Origin of the sequence: Saccharothrix mutabilis subsp. mutabilis (assembly GCF_039521145.1) — a bacterium.
GTDB lineage: Bacteria > Actinomycetota > Actinomycetes > Mycobacteriales > Pseudonocardiaceae > Actinosynnema > Actinosynnema mutabilis.
The window spans coordinates 106,554-122,871 of sequence record NZ_BAAABU010000003.1; the positions used below are offsets into that span (position 1 = coordinate 106,554).

The window sequence follows — 16,318 nt, forward strand, 5'->3', positions numbered from 1 at the left end:
GTCTGGCCGACGGGAGTGGACATGCGTGGCGCTCGGCGTGCTCCCGCCGTGGTGTTCGGGGTGCTGCTCGTGCTCGCGGTGGCGGCGTGGGTCGGCGTGCCGCACCTGCGCTTCGGGGCCGGCGACTGCGCCGGCGTGAGCGCGCTGTCGGTGAGCGTCGCGCCCGAGTTGGCGCCCGCGGTCGAGCAGGCCGCCGCGAAGCTGACGTGCGCCGAGGTCTCGGTGTCCGCGCGCGATTCCGCGTTGGTGGCGGAGAACCTGTCGGGCGTGGACGTGTGGATCCCGTCCTCCACGACCTGGTTGCGCCGCGCGCAGGCCGGGAAGTCGTGGGACCTGCCGGTGCGCGGGACGTCCGTGGCGATGTCCCCGGTCGTCCTCGGCGTGACCGAGGAGGGCGCGGCGACCCTGGGCCTGCCGACGTCGTGGAACCGGGTGCTGGCCGACCTGGCCGTGGGTCTGCCGGACCCGGCGCGCGACCCCGTGGGGCTGTCCACGGTGTGGGGCGCGCGGCAGCTCGCGGCCGGCTCGGCGGAGCTGACCGCGTCGCTGCGCAAGCTGTCCGCCGGGGTGGGCACGTCCGACGGCGCGGCGGTGGCGTTGTCGGAGCGGGCGTTGCTCAAGCACAACCGCGACGGGGCCGGGAAGCGGCTGGTGGCGGTGTACCCGGACGTGCCGGTGCCCGCGCTGGACTACCCGTTCGCGGTGCTGCCGCAGGCCCGCGACCGCGACGCCGCCCAGCGGCTGCTGTCGGCGTTGCTGGAGACGCCGCTGCCCGCGGACCTGCGTGCCCCGGACGGGCGCGCGTCGTGGGCTCCCGAGCAGGTCGAGCCGGTCCCGGTGCCCGAGGCCGACGCCGTGGACGAGGCGCTCAACCAGTGGGCGGTCATCAACCTCAGCGGGCGGCTGCACATCCTGCTCGACGTGTCCGGCTCGATGGCCCAGGCGGTGCCGGGGACGGGCAAGAACCGCATGGCGGTGACCGTCGCGGCCACCGAAGCCGGGTTCGGCATCGTCAAGTCGACCACGAAGGTCGGCGTGTGGCTGTTCTCGACCAACCTGGACGGCGAGCGCGACCACCGCGAGCTGCTGCCGGTGAAGACCGTCGCCGAGCACCTGGCGGCCGGGTCGCCGGAGAAGCTGCGCTCGGTGCGGGCCATCGAGGGCGGCGCGACCGGCCTCTACGACAGCGTCCTGGCGAGCTACCGGTCCGCGCGCGAGAACTGGGAGTCCGGGCGGCTCAACGTGGTCGTCGTGATGACCGACGGGCGCAACGAGGACCCGGCCGGGATCAGCCGGGAGGCGCTGCTGGCGGAGCTGGCCGCCCTCCAGGACCCGCGCCGCCCGCTGCCCGTGGTGGCCCTGGGCATCGGCGGCGACGCGGACCTGGAGGAGCTGACCCAGATCGCCGCGGCGACCGGCGGTCGGGCGTTCACCACACCCGACCCGGCCGCGATCTCCGGCATCTTCCACACCGCGTTGAGCGGGATGCTGTGCCAGCCGCCGCAGTGCAAGCCCTAGACGTGCCGGGGCAGGCGTGGCCCGACCCTGGTGGCGTGGTCGCCGAACACGAACGCGGTCGGCTCGGCCTGGGCGATGAAGTCGCCCGGGAAGCCGTTCTTGAACCCGGACGCGGCTTCCAGTCGGGCGACGGCCTCCGGCGGCAGCGCCAGGTCCAGCGCGCCGACGTTGTCCGCGAGTTGGGCGGCCTTGCTGACGCCGACCAACGGCAGCACCACCGGCGACTTGGCCCGGGTCCACGCCAACGCCACCCCCGCGGGCGTGACCCCCAGCTCGTCGGCGACCGCGCGCACCGCCTCGACCACCGGCAGCTCGTGCGCCTCGGGCGTCACCCGCGACCCGCCGACCAGCTTGCCGGAGGCCAGCGGCGCCCACGCGGCGACGCTGAGCCCGAACGCCTCCGCCAGGGGCAGCAACTCGCGCTCGACGTCCCGGTTGAGCAGGTTGTAGGGCACCTGGATGCCGGCGAACGGCGACCAGCCGCGGAACTGGGCGAGGGTGTTGGCGTGCGCGACCACCCAGGCGGGCGCGTCGGAGATGCCCACGTAGAGCACCTTGCCCGCGCGGACGGCGTCGTCCAGCGCCCGCATGGTCTCCTCGACGGGCGTGTGCCGGTCCCAGATGTGCACCCAGTAGACGTCGACGTGGTCGGTCCGCAGCCGCCGGAGGCTGCGTTCCAGCGACAGCCGGAGGTTCTTGCGGTGGTTGCCGGCGCCGTTGGGGTCGGCGGCGTCGCGGGCCAGCGTGTACTTGGTGGCCAGGACGAAGCGGTCGCGGTCGGTGAGGACCTCGCCGAGGATGCTCTCGCTGTCCCCGTAGGCGGAGGCGGTGTCGATGACGTTGCCGCCGGCGTCGGCGTACGCGGTGACGATCCGCCGCGCTTCGTCGCGGTCCCGGAACACCATCGCGCCGAGCAGCAACTCGGACACGCGCAAGCCGGTCTGGCCGAACAGTCGGTACTCCATGCCCCCGACCCTGCCTCCTGCCGGCGGCGGGAGGGAGGCCGTGTCAGGGACCCCCTGAGCGGCGCCCGCCTAGGATCGGGGCATGGCTGACTCCGCGTTGGGCAGGTTCCTGCGGGCTCGGCGGGAGGCGACCGGTCCCGAGCGGGTGGGCCTGCCGGCGGGGGCGCGGCGGCGCACGCCGGGGCTGCGGCGCGGCGAGGTGGCGGAGCTGGCCGGGATCAGCGTCGAGTACCTCATCCGGCTGGAGCGGGGCAGCGACCGGCAGCCGTCGGCCGCCGTGTTGGGGGCGTTGGCCGACGTGTTCGGGCTGCTGCCGGAGGAGCGGGCGCACCTGCACCGGCTGGTGAAGGTGGGCGGCAACTGCCCGCACGTGCCGGTGCCGAAGCCGGTCCGGCCCACCTTGCTGGCGTTGCTCGACCGGTTGGACTTCGCGTTCGTGGTGGACCCCGCCCTGGACGTGCTCGCCTGGTCCTCGGGGTTCCCGGCGCTCGCCGGGCCCCTGCTCGACGGCGACCCGCCCAACCTGGCGCGGTTCGTGTTCACCGACCCCCGGGCGCGGGCGGTGTTCCCCGACTGGGAGCGGGTCGCCGACGACCGGGCCGCCGCGGTGCGGGCGGCGGCGGACCTGCTCGACCACGCCGCGGCCTCGCTGGTGGAGGAGTTGACGATCGTCGCCGGGCGCGAGTTCACCGGGCGGGTCGGTGGGGCGCTGCCGCGGTGGACCGGGGTCGAGCGGTGGGTGCACCCCGAGGTGGGGGAGTTGCGGCTGGCGGTCGAAGGGCTCGTGGTGGCCGGTGGCGACGAGCACCGGCTGGTCGTGCTGCTGCCCGACGACGACGTGACGGCGAAGGCGCTTCTCACTCTTGAGAGGGATGTCGAAGACCGCTCTCGCGGGTGATCAGCCGGACGCTCCGCGTCCGCAGGATGTGCTGCATGAACGCATACATCGCCGCACCGCTCCTGGTCCTGTTCTACGGCGTCGCCCGCATCATCGACGGGTTCGACGGCGAGCGCGGGCCGGGACCCGCCTGGACGTCGGGGCACATCGCTTTCCTCGCCGCGCTGCTGTTGTTCATCCGGATCTTCTGGGACATGGCCGCGCGGATCGGGCCGCGCGCCCGGGTGGTGGCCGCCGTCGCGACGGTCGGGGCGGTCGGGTTCATCGGGCAGTTCGGGGTGGACGTCGTGGTGGGGTTGCTGGCCGACGACCACGCCGGGATGGCGGCGATGTCCCGCCAGGTCAAGGAAGTCCCGGGGGTCTCGCTGTTCTGCTACGACCTCGCGCCTTACGTGTTCTCGGTCGGACAGCTCGCGCTCGTGGTGATGTTGGCGCTGCGCAAGGAGGTCCGGGTGTGGACGCCGGTGCTGGTGTTCGCCGACCTGGTGATGCCGATCGTGTCCAAGGACCTGATCCCCGTCGGGGCCGTGCTGCTGCTGGTGTCGTTCCTGCCGCTGGCGCGGCGGCGTGCGCCGGCGCTTGTGTGAGGATGACCGGCGTGCTGATCCGCTGGGGGCTTCCCGTGCTGGTCGCCGCGGCCCAGCTGTGGCCGTTCGCGATCGGGGACGAGTCGTACGGGTGGCCGGCGTACGCCGTCGTGCTGGCCTCGGCGGTGCCGTTGTTCTGGCGGCGGCGGGCGCCCGTGGTGGTGCTGCTGGCGGTGCTGCTCGTCGCCGCCTCCTACGACCACGTCGGCGAGGTCCCCGGGCAGCCGGTCTGGTACGGCGCGATCGTCGCGATGCACGCGGTGGCCGCCCACTCGGCCCCGCCGGCCCGGATCGCCGCCCTGGTGCTGTCAATCGGGGGCACGGTGGTCGCGGTCGGCCCGGTGACGGCGTTGCGGACGATCGCGTTGCTGGTCGCCGCCTACGCCGTCGGGCGGGTGAACGCGGCGGCGGTGGAGCGGGCCGAGCGGTTGGAGCGGGAACGCGTGGTGGAGGCGGAGCGCGCGGCCGAGCGGGAACGGGCCCGCATCGCCCGGGACATGCACGACATCCTGTCCCACGCGGTCAGCGTGATGGTCGTGCAGGCCGAGGCGGGGCCGGTGGTGCTGCGCGCGGACCCGGCGCGGGCGGAGGCGGCGTTCGACGCGATCGCGTCGGCGGGGCGGGACGCGATGGCCCAGCTGCGGCGGATCCTGGCGGTGCTGGACGACGACGGCGGACCGCGCGCGCCGCAGCCGACGCTGGACGACGTGCCGGGGTTGGCCGAGCGGGTGCGGCGGGCGGGGGTCGAGGTGGACTTCGCGGTGACCGGCGTGCCGGTGCCGCTGCGGCCGGACGTGGAGGTCGCCGCGTACCGGATCACGCAGGAGGCGTTGACCAACGTGGTGCGGCACGCGGGTGCGGCGCGGGCGGACGTGCGACTGGAGTGGAAGGCCGGTGAGCTGGTGATCAGCGTGGTGGACGACGGGCGCGGCGCGGTCGCGACCGGCGGTGGCCGGGGGTTGATCGGCATCCGGGAGCGGGCGGCGGCGTGCGGCGGGACGGCGGAGGCCGGTCCGCGCGGCGACGGCGCCGGGTTCCGCGTGTCGGCGCGGTTGCCGGCATGAGCATCCGGGTGGTGGTGGCCGACGACCAGGAGCTGGTGCGCGCCGGGTTCGCCATGATCCTCGACGCCCAGCCGGACGTCGAGGTCGTCGCCGAGGTGGGGGACGGGGCGGCGGCGGTCGCGGCGGTGCGGGAGCTGCGGCCGGACGTGGTGCTGCTGGACGTCCGGATGCCCGGCGTGGACGGCATCGAGGCGGCGCGGGCGGTCAGCGGGGCGGCGAAGGTGCTCATGCTGACCACGTTCGACGTGGACGAGTACGTGTTCGAGGCGTTGAAGGCGGGGGCGAGCGGGTTCCTGCTCAAGGACGTGCGGCGGGACGACCTGGTGCACGCGGTGCGCGTGGTGGCCGCCGGTGAGGCGCTGCTCGCGCCTTCGGTGACGCGCAAGCTGATCGCCCGCTTCACCGCGCCGTCGCCGACCGTGCGGCTGCCCGCGCTGACCGCGCGCGAGCAGGAGACGCTGGCGCTGATCGCGAAGGGGTTGACCAACGCGGAGATCGCGGCGGCGATGGTGGTCACCGAGCACACGGTCAAGACGCACGTGAGCAACGTGCTGGCGAAGCTCGGGCTGCGTGACCGGGTGCAGGCGGTGATCGCGGCCTACGAGTCGGGGCTGGCGGTGCCCGGGGTCAGCTCTTCGCCTTGACGGCCTCGGTGATGCGGCGTTCGGCGTCGTCGAGGTAGCGCAGGAGTTCGGCGCGGGCGGCGTCGGCGTCACCGGCGACGATCAGCTCGGCGAGGGTCCGGTTCCAGGCGAGGTAGGGCTCGTGCAGCGGCTCGGGGTCGCCGGTGAGCAGGAACGCCAGGCGCAGTTCGGCGAACAGCTGGGTGAACAGCCGGTCGAGGCGCTGGCTGCGGCACGGTTCGACCAGCGCCCGGTGCAGGTCGAGGTTCGCGGTGCCGACGCCGCGCCAGTCCCCGGCGCGGGCGGCGGCCTCGGCGGTGTCGGCGATCCGGAGCAGGCGCGCGGCGGCGGCCCGGTCGGCGACGAGGGCGTCGAGGCCGAGCGGTTCGAGCAGCTTGCGGGTGCGGAAGATGTCGGCGACGTCCTCGGCGGTGACGACGCGGACGAACACCCCGCGGTAGGGCTCGCGGACGATCAGCTCGTCCTGGATGAGGACGCGGAAGGCTTCGCGGATGGTGTTGCGGGAGATGCCGAGCGCGGCGGACAACTGCTCCTCGCGCAGCTGGCGACCGGGTTCGAGCAGCCCGTCGGTGATCCGCTTGCGCAGGACGGCGGCCACCTGGTCGGCGGTGTTCAGGCGGTGCGGCGGCACCTGGTCCGCGGGGTCGCCACCCGACACCGACATCGGCTCTCCGTTCTCGCGGCTCGAAACCCGGCCACTATAGCCGTCGGTGGGGTCTTGATCGGGCCGACATGCGCTGGTGGCAGCCGCGGCCTCCGGCCCCCGACACCATTCTCCCACCGAGGTACGACAACCCGCCGCAGCCCGCCGCCCCGCCCGCCGCACTGCCCGCCGCCGTCGCCCCGCCCGCCGCCCGCCGCCAACACCGTGCCGCCCGCCGCACCGCCGCCGCCCGCCCGCCGCACCGCCGCCGCGCCACCCGCCGCCAACACCGTGCCGCCCGCCGCCTGTCCATCCGCGCGAGTCCGGGCCGCCTCCAACCCTCCGCCCTCCCGCTTGCCCGGGCTGATCCCTCAGGCGGCGGTGCGGAGGGAGCTGAGTGCGGTCGTGTAGCGGGACAGCGAGGTGATCAGGGCCGTCGCGGTGGCGTTCATGGTGTCGTCCGGGACCAGTCGGCCGTCGTCGTCCACGCGCTGGCGGAGCGGGATCGCGACGGTTTCCGCCACCGGCACCATGCCCAGCGCCCGGACGACCGGCGTCAGCATCTGGGTGGCGCGCAGCCCCGCCGAACTCATCCCGTACCCGACCAACCCGGCCGGCTTGTGCCGCCACTCCCGCGACAGGTAGTCCAGCGCGTTCTTCAGGGTGGCCGGGAAGCTGTGGTTGTACTCGGGCGTCACGAAGGCGAAGGCGTCCATCGAGTCGACCAGCGCGCTCCACCGCCGCGTGTGCTCGTGGGTGTAGACGCCCGACGACGGGTGCTCGGGCTCGTCCAGCAGCGGCAGGCCCACCTCGGCCAGGTCCACCGGCACCACCTCGAACGCCTCCGCGGCCAACGCCCCGAACCACTGCCCGACCTGCGGACCGATCCGCCCGGGACGGGTGCTGGCGACGACGACGGCGAGGCGAGGTTTGTTTGACATGTCATCAACCTAGGCCGCATTCCGATGACATGTCAACAACTTCTGTTAGCCTGCCTCTCGTGGACGAACCGAGGTGGCTGACCCCGGCCGAAGACCGGGCGTGGCGCGGGTACCGCCGCATGCGCACCCTGCTGGACCTTGCCCTCGCCCGGGACCTCGCCGAGCGGACGGGGCTGTCCGAACCGGACTACGACGTGCTGTCCACGCTGTCCGAGTCGCCCGGCGGCCGGCTGCGCCTGCGCGACCTGGCCGCCCACCTGCTCTGGTCGCCCAGCCGACTGTCCCACCACGTCACCCGGATGCAGGCCAGGGACCTGGTGCGCCGGGAGGACGTGGCCGACGACGGCCGGGGCTCCGAGGTCGTCCTGACCGACGGGGGCTGGGCGGCGATCCGGTCCGCCGCGCCCCACCACGTGGCGTCCGTGCGCACGCACCTGGTCGACCTGCTCACCGACGAGGAGGTCGAGGTCCTGGCCGCCCTGTCCCGCCGGGTCGTGGACCACCTGACCGAGACCGGCGCGGCGACCTCCCCACCCCGCTAGACCACCTTGTCAGGCCCGGACCGCGTAGTCGCCCAGCGTCGGTTCGAGCATGCCGAACGCGGTGTCCACGTGCTCGGCCAGCGCCGCCGCGATCCGGTCGTTCGGCTCGCCCGCGACCGTGCGGCGCAGGGTCTCGTCGAACAGCAGCCGGTGCACGCCGCCCAGCAACGCGGCGGCCACGCGCGGGCGGAGGTCGTCCGGGTGTGAGGCGGTCTGTTCGGCCAACGCCTCCGCGAGGGCGGTCTCCCGGTCGTCGTGGAACTCGCGCAGCCGGGACACCAGCGCCGGGCTGTCGGCGATCATCCGGGCGAACTCCGGGCCGGAGAACCCGATGACCGGGTCCTGCCGGGCGACCGCGTCCGCGTAGGCGCGGTGCAGCGCGGTCAGGGCGGACTCGCCGGGGGCGCGCTCGCGGACGGTCCGGGCGAGCATGTCGACGAACACCGCGCCCAGGTCCAGGGCCAGGTCCTCCTTGCGCGGGAAGTAGTTGGTGACGGTCATCTTCGCGACGTCGGCGGCCTCGGCCACGTCGGCGATCGTCACCTTGTCGAACCCGCGTTCCAGGAACAGGCGGGTGGCCTGGTTGGAGATGTTCTCCCTGGTCTGCTGCTTCTTGCGGGCGCGCAGGCCCGTGAGCGGCGTGGTCATGCGACGACTATACATAGGTTGGTTACAAAAATCTTCTTGACACCTGTTTAGGTTCGACCTAAGTTTGTGTCGCGCAGGCACACCGACCGGAAGGAGCCGCGTGAGGGACTTCCTCAACCAGATCGGCCGCACTCCGCTTCTGACCGCGGAGCAGGAGGTCGCGCTCGGCGAACGCATCGAGGCGGGCGTCCTGGCGCGGGAACGGCTCGACGGCGCCGAAGGTCTGACCGCGGGCGAGCGGGCGGACCTGGAACGGCTGGTCGAGGACGGTCGCAGGGCCAAGGACCACATGGTCCGGGCGAACCTGCGGCTGGTCGTGTCGATCGCCAAGCGGTACGCCACGAGCGAAGGCATGCCGCTGGCCGACCTGGTGCAGGAGGGGACGATCGGCATGATGCACGCTGTGGACAAATTCGACCACCGACGCGGCCTGAAGTTCTCCACGTACGCGACGTGGTGGATCAAGCAGGCCGTCGGCCGCGCGCACGCGGACCAGAGCCGCACCATCCGCCTGCCCTCGCACATGGCGGACGTGCTGCACCGGGTCACGAAGGCCCAACGGGCGTTGGCGGACAGTGGTCGCCGGCCCACGCCCGAGGAGTTGGCCGCCGAGGCGGACGTGACCGTGGACAAGGTCGTGCTGGTGTCGCGGTACGCCCGGGAGCCGGTTTCCCTGCACGCCCGGCTCGGCGACGACGCCGAGTTCGGCGACCTGCTCCCGGACGACGCGCCCGACCCGGGCGCGGTGGTGGCGGAGGCGTCCGTGCGGCCGGCGCTGGACAAGGTGCTCAAGACGTTGACCGAACGCGAGGCGGAGGTGATCTCACTGCGGTACGGCTTGTCCGACGACACCCCGATGAGCCTGGAAGAGATCGGTCGCCGGTACGGCCTGACCCGCGAGCGGATCCGCCAGATCGAGGCCAAGGGCATGGGCAAGCTGCGCCAGGGCACCCGTACCCGCGTCCTCGCCGAACTCATCGCTTGACCGACTCGCTTTGACCGACGACGGGGAGCACCCTGCATGACTCACCTGACGATCGAAGAGCACGCCGTGCCCGGTGGCGGTCCCTACGCCATCACCACCGGGCCCGACGGTGCGTTGTGGTACACGCTGGTCCACAGTGGACACATCGGTAGGTTGGAACCCGGTGGCGTGCCGGTGAACCACGCCCTGGAGCCGGACTGCGGGCCGACCGTAATCACGGCCGGCCCGGACGGCGCGCTGTGGTTCACCGAGTACCGGGCGAACCGGATCGGGCGGATCACGGTGGCGGGGGAGGTGACGGAGTTCCCCTTGGCGGAGTGCGGGCCGTTCGGGATCGTGGCGGGCCCGGACGGGGCGCTGTGGTTCACCGAGACGACGGCGGACCGGATCGGGCGGATCTCGGTGGCGGGGGAGGTGACGGAGTTCGCGCTGCCGATCCCGGGCGGACTGCCGTCGGCGATCGCGGCCGGGGGCGACGGGGCGCTGTGGTTCACGTTGAACCAGGCGGACGCGATCGGGCGGATCACCGTGGCGGGTGAGGTTTCGGTGCACACGCTGCCGACGGATGCCGCCGGACCGGTGGGGCTGGCGGCGGGCCCGGACGGGCGGCTGTGGTTCGTCGAGATCACGGCCGGGAGGGTCGGGCGGATCGACGTGGACGGGGTGGTGGAGGAGTTCCCGCTACCGGACCCGTTGGGCCGACCGCACGCGATCACGGCCGGGCCGGACGGTGCGCTGTGGTTCACGGAGTGGGGCGGCAACCGCGTGGGCCGACTCGCGCCGGACGGGACGGTCGACCTGCACGACTTGCCGACCCCGCGCTCGGAGCCGCACGGCATCACGCTCGGCCCGGACGGCGCTCTGTGGGTCGCCCTGGAGATCGGCGCCCTGGCCAGGATCGCCCCGGCGACCACCTGACCACTCGGCGGGTGGCGGCCCCCAACCGCCACCCGCTTTCCCTTTCCACCACACACCACCACCGCGCCGCCATCGCCCGGCCGCGCCGCTGTCTGCGAGGCCGGGGCGCACGGCGAGCACAAGGTTGTCGCAAGGTGCCACCGGCAGAGTTCGGCACGTAACACCGCAACACCACACTGCAAGGGGGAAAAGTGCAGTTCAACGTGTTGAACAAGCTCGCCAGACTGGCCGTCGCACCGGTCGTCGCCGGTGCCCTGCTCTTCGGGTCGCTGGGGGTCGCGGCGGCGGACGACGTCGATCAGACCGGGTTGGTCGAGATCGCCGCCGACCAGGGGGTCGAGGACGCGCCGGACAACAGCGCCGAGGCCGCGGCTGCCGGCTACGGCGGCGCGATCACCCGCGCCGAGGTGCTCAAGCGGGCCAAGTACTGGTGGGACAAGAAGGTGCCCTACAACATGAAGGGGTACTACCGGGACATCAACGGCGGCAAGAAGTACCGGACCGACTGCTCCGGCTTCGTCTCCATGGCCTGGAAGCTCACCAGCAGCCGCACCACCTACACCCTGCCCGAGGTGTCCAAGCCGATCTCCTGGTCGGCCCTCAAGCCCGGTGACATCGTCCTCAGCAAGGGCCACGTCAAGCTCTTCGAGAAGTGGGCCAACGCCGACAAGACCGTCATGTGGATCTACGAGCAGGGCAGCACCAGGACCGACATGGACCACGAGAAGGTCTCCGTCTCGACCCTGAAGAACGGCGGCTACAAGCCCCGCGCCTACAAGAAGATCAAGTAACGCCGACGCGCAGGTCGAGCAACGCCGACGCGCACCGGGCCGGTCGTCCGATCACCAGGCGACCGGCCCGGCCGCGCGTTCTGTGAACGCATCGTCCATTCGAGCGGTGCTCGGCCGAGTCGGTTGCCGCCCACTGCGCCCCGTCGCTATCCCTGTCCAACCGGGGGAGCCAGGGGAGGGGCTGTGGCGGAATTCCGCCTGTTCGGGGAGGTCGGGTTCACCGTCGGGGGGCGACGGGTGGACGTGGGGCCACCGCGGCGGCAGGGCGTGCTCGCGGTGCTGCTGGTGGACGTCAACCGGCTGGTGCCGGTGGACGCCCTGGTCGAGCGCGTCTGGCACGACCGGGCCCCGCGCAAGGCCAACGACGTGCTCTACAGCTACGTCTCGCGCCTGAGACAGGTCCTGGCGGCCGACCCGGACATCGGGATCACGCGCCGCTCCGGCGGGTACGTCATCGAGACCGACCCGCTGTCGATCGACCTGCACCGCTTCCGCCGACTCGTCGCCGAGCAGGCCTTCGACGAGGCCCTCGACCTGTGGCGCGGCACCCCGCTGGACCGCCTCGACACGCCGTGGGCCGACTCCGTCCGGGAAGCCCTCGCCGTCGAACGGCTCCCCGCCGAGGTCGAGCGCACCGAGCAGCGCCTGGCCCGCGATCTCCCCACACCCGACCTGCCCGCGCTGGCCGCCGCGCACCCGCTGGACGAGCGCATCGCCCGCCTGCACATGCGGGCCCTCTACCGGGCCGGCCGCCAGGCCGACGCGCTGGACCACTACGAACTGCTCCGCCGCCGGCTCGCCGACGAACTGGGCGCGGACCCGAGCCCGCCGCTGCGCCGCGCCCACGAGGAGATCCTGCGCGGCACCGCCGACGCGCCGCCCCGCCCCGCCGGCCGCAACGACCTGCCCGCCGACGCCGCCGACTTCACCGGCCGCGACCACGAGGTCAAGAGCGTCCTGGCGGCCGTGGCGGACCAGAAGCGCAACGTCGTCGCGATCGACGGCATGGCGGGCGTCGGCAAGACGACCTTCGCCGTCCACGTCGCCCACCACCTGGCCGACCGCTACCCCGACGCCCGCCTGTTCCTCGACCTGCACGCCCACACCGCCGGGCGCGGCCCCACCCCGACCGCCGCCGCCCTGGAAGCGCTGCTGCGCGCGCTGGGCGTGCCCAAGCAGGACGTGCCCGACGGCGTGGACGAGCGGTCCGCGCTGCTGCGCGCCACCCTCGCAGGCCACCGCGTCCTGCTGGTGCTGGACAACGCCGAGAGCGCCGCCCAGGTCCGGCCGCTGCTGCCCGGCGCGGCCGGGTCGCTGGCCGTCGTGACCAGTCGAAGACGCCTGCTCGACCTGCCCGCGTGGTCGCTGTCCCTGGACGTGCTGCCCTTCCCGGACGCGGCGGCGCTGTTCGCCGGCGTCGTCGGGGACGGCCGGCCCGAGCGGCAGCCCGACGCCGCCGCCGAGGTCGTGCGGCTGTGCGAGAACCTGCCGCTGGCCATCCGGCTCGCCGCCGCCCGCCTGCGCAGCCGTCCACAATGGACCGTCGAGCACCTGGCGGGGCGGCTGCGGGACAACCGGCGGCTGACCGAGCTGGCCGCGGGCGACCTCGGGGTGGCCTCCGCGTTCGAACTGTCCTACGCCGCCCTGACCGAGGACCGCCGACGCCTGTTCCGCCTGCTGGGCCTGCACCCCGGCGCGGACGTGGACGTCGAGGCCGCCGCCGCGCTCGCCGACGCCGACCCCGGTGACGTCGAGCCGCTGCTGGAGGACCTGGTGGACGTCCACCTCCTCCAGGAACCCGTGCCCGGCCGCTACCGCTTCCACGACCTGCTGCGCGACCACGCCCGCAAGACCGCCGCGGACACCGAACCCGACCTCGCCGCACCGGTGTCCCGCCTGGTCGACCACTACCTGGCCACCACCACCGCGGCCGACCGCGCGCTGACACCCAAGGGCCGCCGCCGCGACGAGCCGGTCACCAGGCACTTCACCTCGCGGGACGAGGCCCTCCGCCGGCTCACCGCCGAGCACGCCAACCTGGTCGCGGTGGTCGAGTGGTGCGGGCACGCCGACGAGCCCGACCGGTGCTGGCGGCTGGCCGCCGCCCTGTTCCGCTACCTGCACATCCGCGGCCACACCGCCGACCTGCGGCACGTCCACGAGATCGCGCTGGAGGCCGCCGACCGCGCCGGCGACCCCGACGGCCGGGCCGTGGTGCGCACCAACCTCGGCCTCGCCCTGTACCGGCAGGGCGACTTCACCGCCGCGCACGCCCGGCTGCGCGAGGCCGTCGACCTCGACCGCCCGCGGTGCCGCAACCAGGCGCTGGCGGCGCTGGGCAACGCGGCCAAGAAGCTCGGCCGGTTCGAGGAGGCCCTGGCCTGCTTCCACCGCGACCTGGAGCTGTGCCGGGCGGCGGGCAACCGGCACGGCGAGGCGGTGGCGCTGGGCAACCTCGGCGCGTTCCACATCGACATCGCCCGGTACGAGGAGGGCGTGTCCTACCTGGTCCGGACGCTGGACGCGATGCGCGAGGCGGGCGACCGGGTCGGCGAGACGGTCACCCTGGGCAACCTCGGCCAGGTGCACCTGGAGACCGGCCGCGCGGACGACGCCCTGGACCACCTGGGCCGGGCGCTCGCGCTGTGCCAGGAACTGGGCGACCGGCACGGCGAGGCCCGCACGCTGACCAGCCTGGGCGAGGCGCACGGCCGGCTGGGCCAATCCGACGAGGCGCTCAAGCACCACCACAAGGCGGTGGAGCTGATCGGCGAGATCGGCAGCCACAGCTTGCGCACGGCCGCGTTTAACGGCCTGGGCGCCACCCTGCGGCACTGCGGCCGACCGGCCGAGGCGCTCACCCAGCACCGCGAGGCGCTGGCCATCGCCCGCCGGATCGGCGAGCCGCTCCAGGAGGCGAAGGCGCTGGACGGCATCGCCGCGTGCCAGTTCGAGGCGGGCCGGCACGTCGAGGCGGAGGCGTCCTGGCGCGCGGCCCTGGCCATCTTCACCGTGCTGCGCCACCTGCCGCAGGTCGCCCGCGTCGAAGCCCGCCTGGCCGGGCTGGAGCCGCGCTGAAGCCGACCTGGATCAGGCGGCACGGCGAAGAGCCCGGGGGCGCCAACCCCCGGGCTCTTCCTCGTCTCACACCGAGACCGGCACCTCCTCCGACGACGCCGGAGCCGCCGTCCCGGCCGCCGGCACGCGTCGCAGCAGCGTCACCGCCAGCACGGCCGCCCCCGCCACCAGCACCGCCGCGACCACCGCGGCCGCGTTGAGCCCACTGGTGAACGCCGCCCGAGCGTCGTCGACGAAGGCCCCGCCGGCCAGCGCGCCGGACAGCGAGTCGGCGGCCTCGGCGGGCGCGTGACCCATGCCCGCCTGGTACACGGCGGTGCCGATGCTGCCCATCAGCGCGATGCCCAGCGACACGCCCAGGTCGCTCGCCGTGGTGTTCACCGCCGACGCCGCGCCGGCCTTCTCCGGCGGGGCCGCGCCGATCACCATGCCGGTGGTCAGGGCCATCGTCGGCGCGATGCCGGGGTAGAGGACGTAGAACCCGGTGATCAGCACCGGCAGCCCGGCCACGCTCTCCACCTGGGTCAGCACCACGTACCCGACCAGCGACAGCAGCGACCCGACGGCCACCACGTACGCGGGCCGCACCCGGCGGGCCAGCACCGGCGACAGCGTGGACACCGCCACCAGCGCCAGGGCCGCGGGCAGAATCCACAGCCCCGACTCCAGCGGCGACAACCCGGCCACCAGTTGCAGGTACTGCGTGAACAGCAGGTACACGCCGCCGAGCGCGATCGCCGACAGCAGGAACACGCCCAACGCCCCGCTGAACGTCCGGTTCGCGAACAGCCGCACGTCCAGCAGCGGCACCTCCAAGCGCAACTGCCGCCGCACGAACCACACGCCGAACGCCAGCCCGGCCACCGCGGTCAGCACGGCGGTCAGCGTCAGCCCGGACTTGGAGAACTCCTTCACCCCGTACACCAGCGGCAGCAGGGTGGCCATGGACAGCAGCACGGACAACCCGTCCGGCAGCCCCGTCCCGGGCGCCCTGTACTCCGGCACCAGCAGCGGCGCGGCGATCACGACCAGCGCCATCACCGGCACGCCGATCAGCAGGGCCGCGCCCCACCAGAACGACTCCAGCAGCAGCCCGCCGACCAGCGGGCCGACCGCCACGCCGACCGACACCGACGCCGCCCACATGCCGATCGCCGTGGCGCGCTGCCCGGCATCCGCGAACATGGCGCTGATCAGCGACAACGTGGACGGCATCACGGCCGCCGCGCCGATGCCCATCAGGGCGCGCGCCCCGATCAGCAGCGCGGCGTCGGGCGCGAACGCGGCGAGCACGGACGCCGCGCCGAACAGGGCCGCGCCGAACAGCAGCACCCTGCGGCGGCCTATCCGGTCGCCGACCGTGCCCATCGCCACCAGCAGGCCGGCCATCATGAAGCCGTAGACGTCGTTGACCCACAGCAGCTCGTTGCCGGTGGGGCGCAGGTCGGCGGCGATCTGCGGGGTGGCCAGGAACAGCACGGTCATGGCCAGGAACAGCAGGGTCGTGGGGAGCAGGAGCACGAACAGGCCCAGCCATTCGCGGGGCCCGGCTTTGGCAGACATGTCTTCCTTCACAGGTGGTGGGTGAGGGCGGCGAGCACGCGGTCGGCGCGCCGGGGATCGGGGTGGACGGCGACCTCGCGCACGAGCACCGCGCGCACGGCCGCGAAGACGACGCGGAGTCCGGGGAGCGCGGCCGGTTCGGCGGTGTCGCAGGCGAACGCGACCGGCTTGCCCGACCACGGGTCCGGGCACCAGCCGACGGTGTGCGCGAGCGCCACCGGGAACCGGCGCGGCACCACGACGACGAACCCGGCGGCCACGGCCAGCCACGGCGCGAGGTCGTCCACGGCGGGCGGGGTGCGCTCGCACGCGACCTCGCAGGCGTCCACGAGGTGCAGCAGCGACAGGTCGAGCAGGTCGACCTCCAGGTCACCCCGGCGGCGGGCGGCCTCGGCCAGCCACCGCGCGACGGCCCGGTCCGGTTCGCCCTCGACGATGATCGCCAGGTGGGGCAGCTCGTCCACCGGTCGGCTCCTCTCTCATGGGGCCCACCGTGGTCCGGGGCGCTCCAGACGCCGTCCAGATCCACTTCG

16 protein-coding genes are annotated in these 16,318 nt (G+C 73.7%); 10 read left to right on the forward strand and 6 right to left on the reverse strand.

Translation table 11 applies throughout. From position 1 onward, the window contains the following. Positions 1 to 21: 21 nt before the first annotated feature. Positions 22 to 1,518, forward strand: a complete 1,497-nt coding sequence (locus ABD126_RS08180) for a substrate-binding and VWA domain-containing protein (protein ID WP_343933077.1) — start codon at positions 22 to 24, stop codon at positions 1,516 to 1,518. On the opposite strand, the gene ABD126_RS08185 is transcribed toward ABD126_RS08180, so the two are convergent. Beyond that, entirely contained in the window at positions 1,515 to 2,483 is a 969-nt protein-coding gene (locus ABD126_RS08185; protein WP_343933078.1) for an aldo/keto reductase, read from the reverse strand. The two genes, ABD126_RS08180 and ABD126_RS08185, sit on opposite strands and share 4 nt — an antisense overlap. A gap of 82 nt (positions 2,484 to 2,565) precedes the next feature. On the opposite strand from ABD126_RS08185, the gene ABD126_RS08190 reads away from it, so the two are divergent. From ABD126_RS08190 to ABD126_RS08205, 4 genes are read left to right on the forward strand one after another with little or no spacing between them, the layout of a single operon-like run. Next, positions 2,566 to 3,381 carry a helix-turn-helix transcriptional regulator gene (locus tag ABD126_RS08190; RefSeq protein WP_343933079.1) on the forward strand — a complete coding sequence of 272 codons (816 nt, stop codon included), beginning with the start codon at positions 2,566 to 2,568 and terminating at the stop codon, positions 3,379 to 3,381. Positions 3,382 to 3,416: 35 nt separating this feature from the next. Further along, complete coding sequence (locus ABD126_RS08195) at positions 3,417 to 3,968, forward strand: hypothetical protein (RefSeq protein WP_343933080.1); 552 nt, start codon at positions 3,417 to 3,419, stop codon at positions 3,966 to 3,968. Positions 3,969 to 3,979: 11 nt separating this feature from the next. Then, the gene (locus ABD126_RS08200) at positions 3,980 to 5,032 is read left to right on the forward strand and encodes a sensor histidine kinase (RefSeq protein WP_343933081.1); all 1,053 of its coding nucleotides are present in this window, start codon (positions 3,980 to 3,982) and stop codon (positions 5,030 to 5,032) included. Beyond that, positions 5,029 to 5,676 (forward strand): response regulator, encoded by a 648-nt coding sequence (locus tag ABD126_RS08205; protein ID WP_343933082.1) that lies wholly within the window; start codon positions 5,029 to 5,031, stop codon positions 5,674 to 5,676. The genes ABD126_RS08200 and ABD126_RS08205 overlap by 4 nt, the downstream gene beginning before the upstream one ends. Here the strand turns inward: ABD126_RS08205 and ABD126_RS08210 are convergent. Together ABD126_RS08210 and ABD126_RS08215 are read right to left on the reverse strand one after the other, a co-directional pair. Beyond that, positions 5,660 to 6,340: a GntR family transcriptional regulator gene (locus ABD126_RS08210; protein ID WP_343933083.1), complete on the reverse strand. Its 681-nt coding sequence runs from the start codon at positions 6,338 to 6,340 to the stop codon at positions 5,660 to 5,662. The genes ABD126_RS08205 and ABD126_RS08210 overlap by 17 nt on opposite strands. A 350-nt stretch (positions 6,341 to 6,690) precedes the next feature. Beyond that, complete coding sequence (locus ABD126_RS08215) at positions 6,691 to 7,260, reverse strand: NADPH-dependent FMN reductase (protein ID WP_343933084.1); 570 nt, start codon at positions 7,258 to 7,260, stop codon at positions 6,691 to 6,693. A 59-nt stretch (positions 7,261 to 7,319) separates the two neighbouring features. Here ABD126_RS08215 and ABD126_RS08220 point away from each other — a divergent pair, with 59 nt between their 5' ends. Next, complete coding sequence (locus tag ABD126_RS08220; RefSeq protein WP_343933085.1) at positions 7,320 to 7,802, forward strand: MarR family winged helix-turn-helix transcriptional regulator; 483 nt, start codon at positions 7,320 to 7,322, stop codon at positions 7,800 to 7,802. A 9-nt stretch (positions 7,803 to 7,811) separates the two neighbouring features. Here ABD126_RS08220 and ABD126_RS08225 read toward each other — a convergent pair whose 3' ends face one another. Continuing rightward, on the reverse strand, positions 7,812 to 8,450 hold the full coding sequence (locus tag ABD126_RS08225; protein ID WP_343933086.1) for a TetR/AcrR family transcriptional regulator: 639 nt from the start codon (positions 8,448 to 8,450) through the stop codon (positions 7,812 to 7,814). A gap of 100 nt (positions 8,451 to 8,550) precedes the next feature. Between ABD126_RS08225 and ABD126_RS08230 the strand changes: the two genes are divergently transcribed. The 4 genes from ABD126_RS08230 to ABD126_RS08245 all read left to right on the forward strand — a co-directional run bounded on the left by ABD126_RS08230 (position 8,551) and on the right by ABD126_RS08245 (position 14,222). Then, a complete protein-coding gene (locus ABD126_RS08230; RefSeq protein ID WP_343933087.1) occupies positions 8,551 to 9,435 on the forward strand; it encodes a sigma-70 family RNA polymerase sigma factor in 885 nt (294 codons plus the stop codon). A 36-nt stretch (positions 9,436 to 9,471) separates the two neighbouring features. Then, positions 9,472 to 10,353, forward strand: a complete 882-nt coding sequence (locus tag ABD126_RS08235) for a Vgb family protein (RefSeq protein ID WP_343933088.1) — start codon at positions 9,472 to 9,474, stop codon at positions 10,351 to 10,353. 191 nt (positions 10,354 to 10,544) lie between these two features. Then, the gene (locus ABD126_RS08240; RefSeq protein ID WP_343933089.1) at positions 10,545 to 11,144 is read left to right on the forward strand and encodes an NlpC/P60 family protein; all 600 of its coding nucleotides are present in this window, start codon (positions 10,545 to 10,547) and stop codon (positions 11,142 to 11,144) included. 183 nt (positions 11,145 to 11,327) lie between these two features. After that, positions 11,328 to 14,222 carry an AfsR/SARP family transcriptional regulator gene (locus tag ABD126_RS08245; RefSeq protein WP_343933090.1) on the forward strand — a complete coding sequence of 965 codons (2,895 nt, stop codon included), beginning with the start codon at positions 11,328 to 11,330 and terminating at the stop codon, positions 14,220 to 14,222. Between the two features lie 66 nt (positions 14,223 to 14,288). On the opposite strand, the gene ABD126_RS08250 is transcribed toward ABD126_RS08245, so the two are convergent. Both ABD126_RS08250 and ABD126_RS08255 read right to left on the reverse strand, forming a co-directional pair. After that, the gene (locus tag ABD126_RS08250) at positions 14,289 to 15,785 is read right to left on the reverse strand and encodes an MFS transporter (RefSeq protein WP_343933091.1); all 1,497 of its coding nucleotides are present in this window, start codon (positions 15,783 to 15,785) and stop codon (positions 14,289 to 14,291) included. Positions 15,786 to 15,793: 8 nt separating this feature from the next. Continuing rightward, a complete protein-coding gene (locus ABD126_RS08255; RefSeq protein WP_343933092.1) occupies positions 15,794 to 16,249 on the reverse strand; it encodes an NAD(P)H-dependent oxidoreductase in 456 nt (151 codons plus the stop codon). Between the last annotated feature and the right edge of the window lie 69 nt (positions 16,250 to 16,318).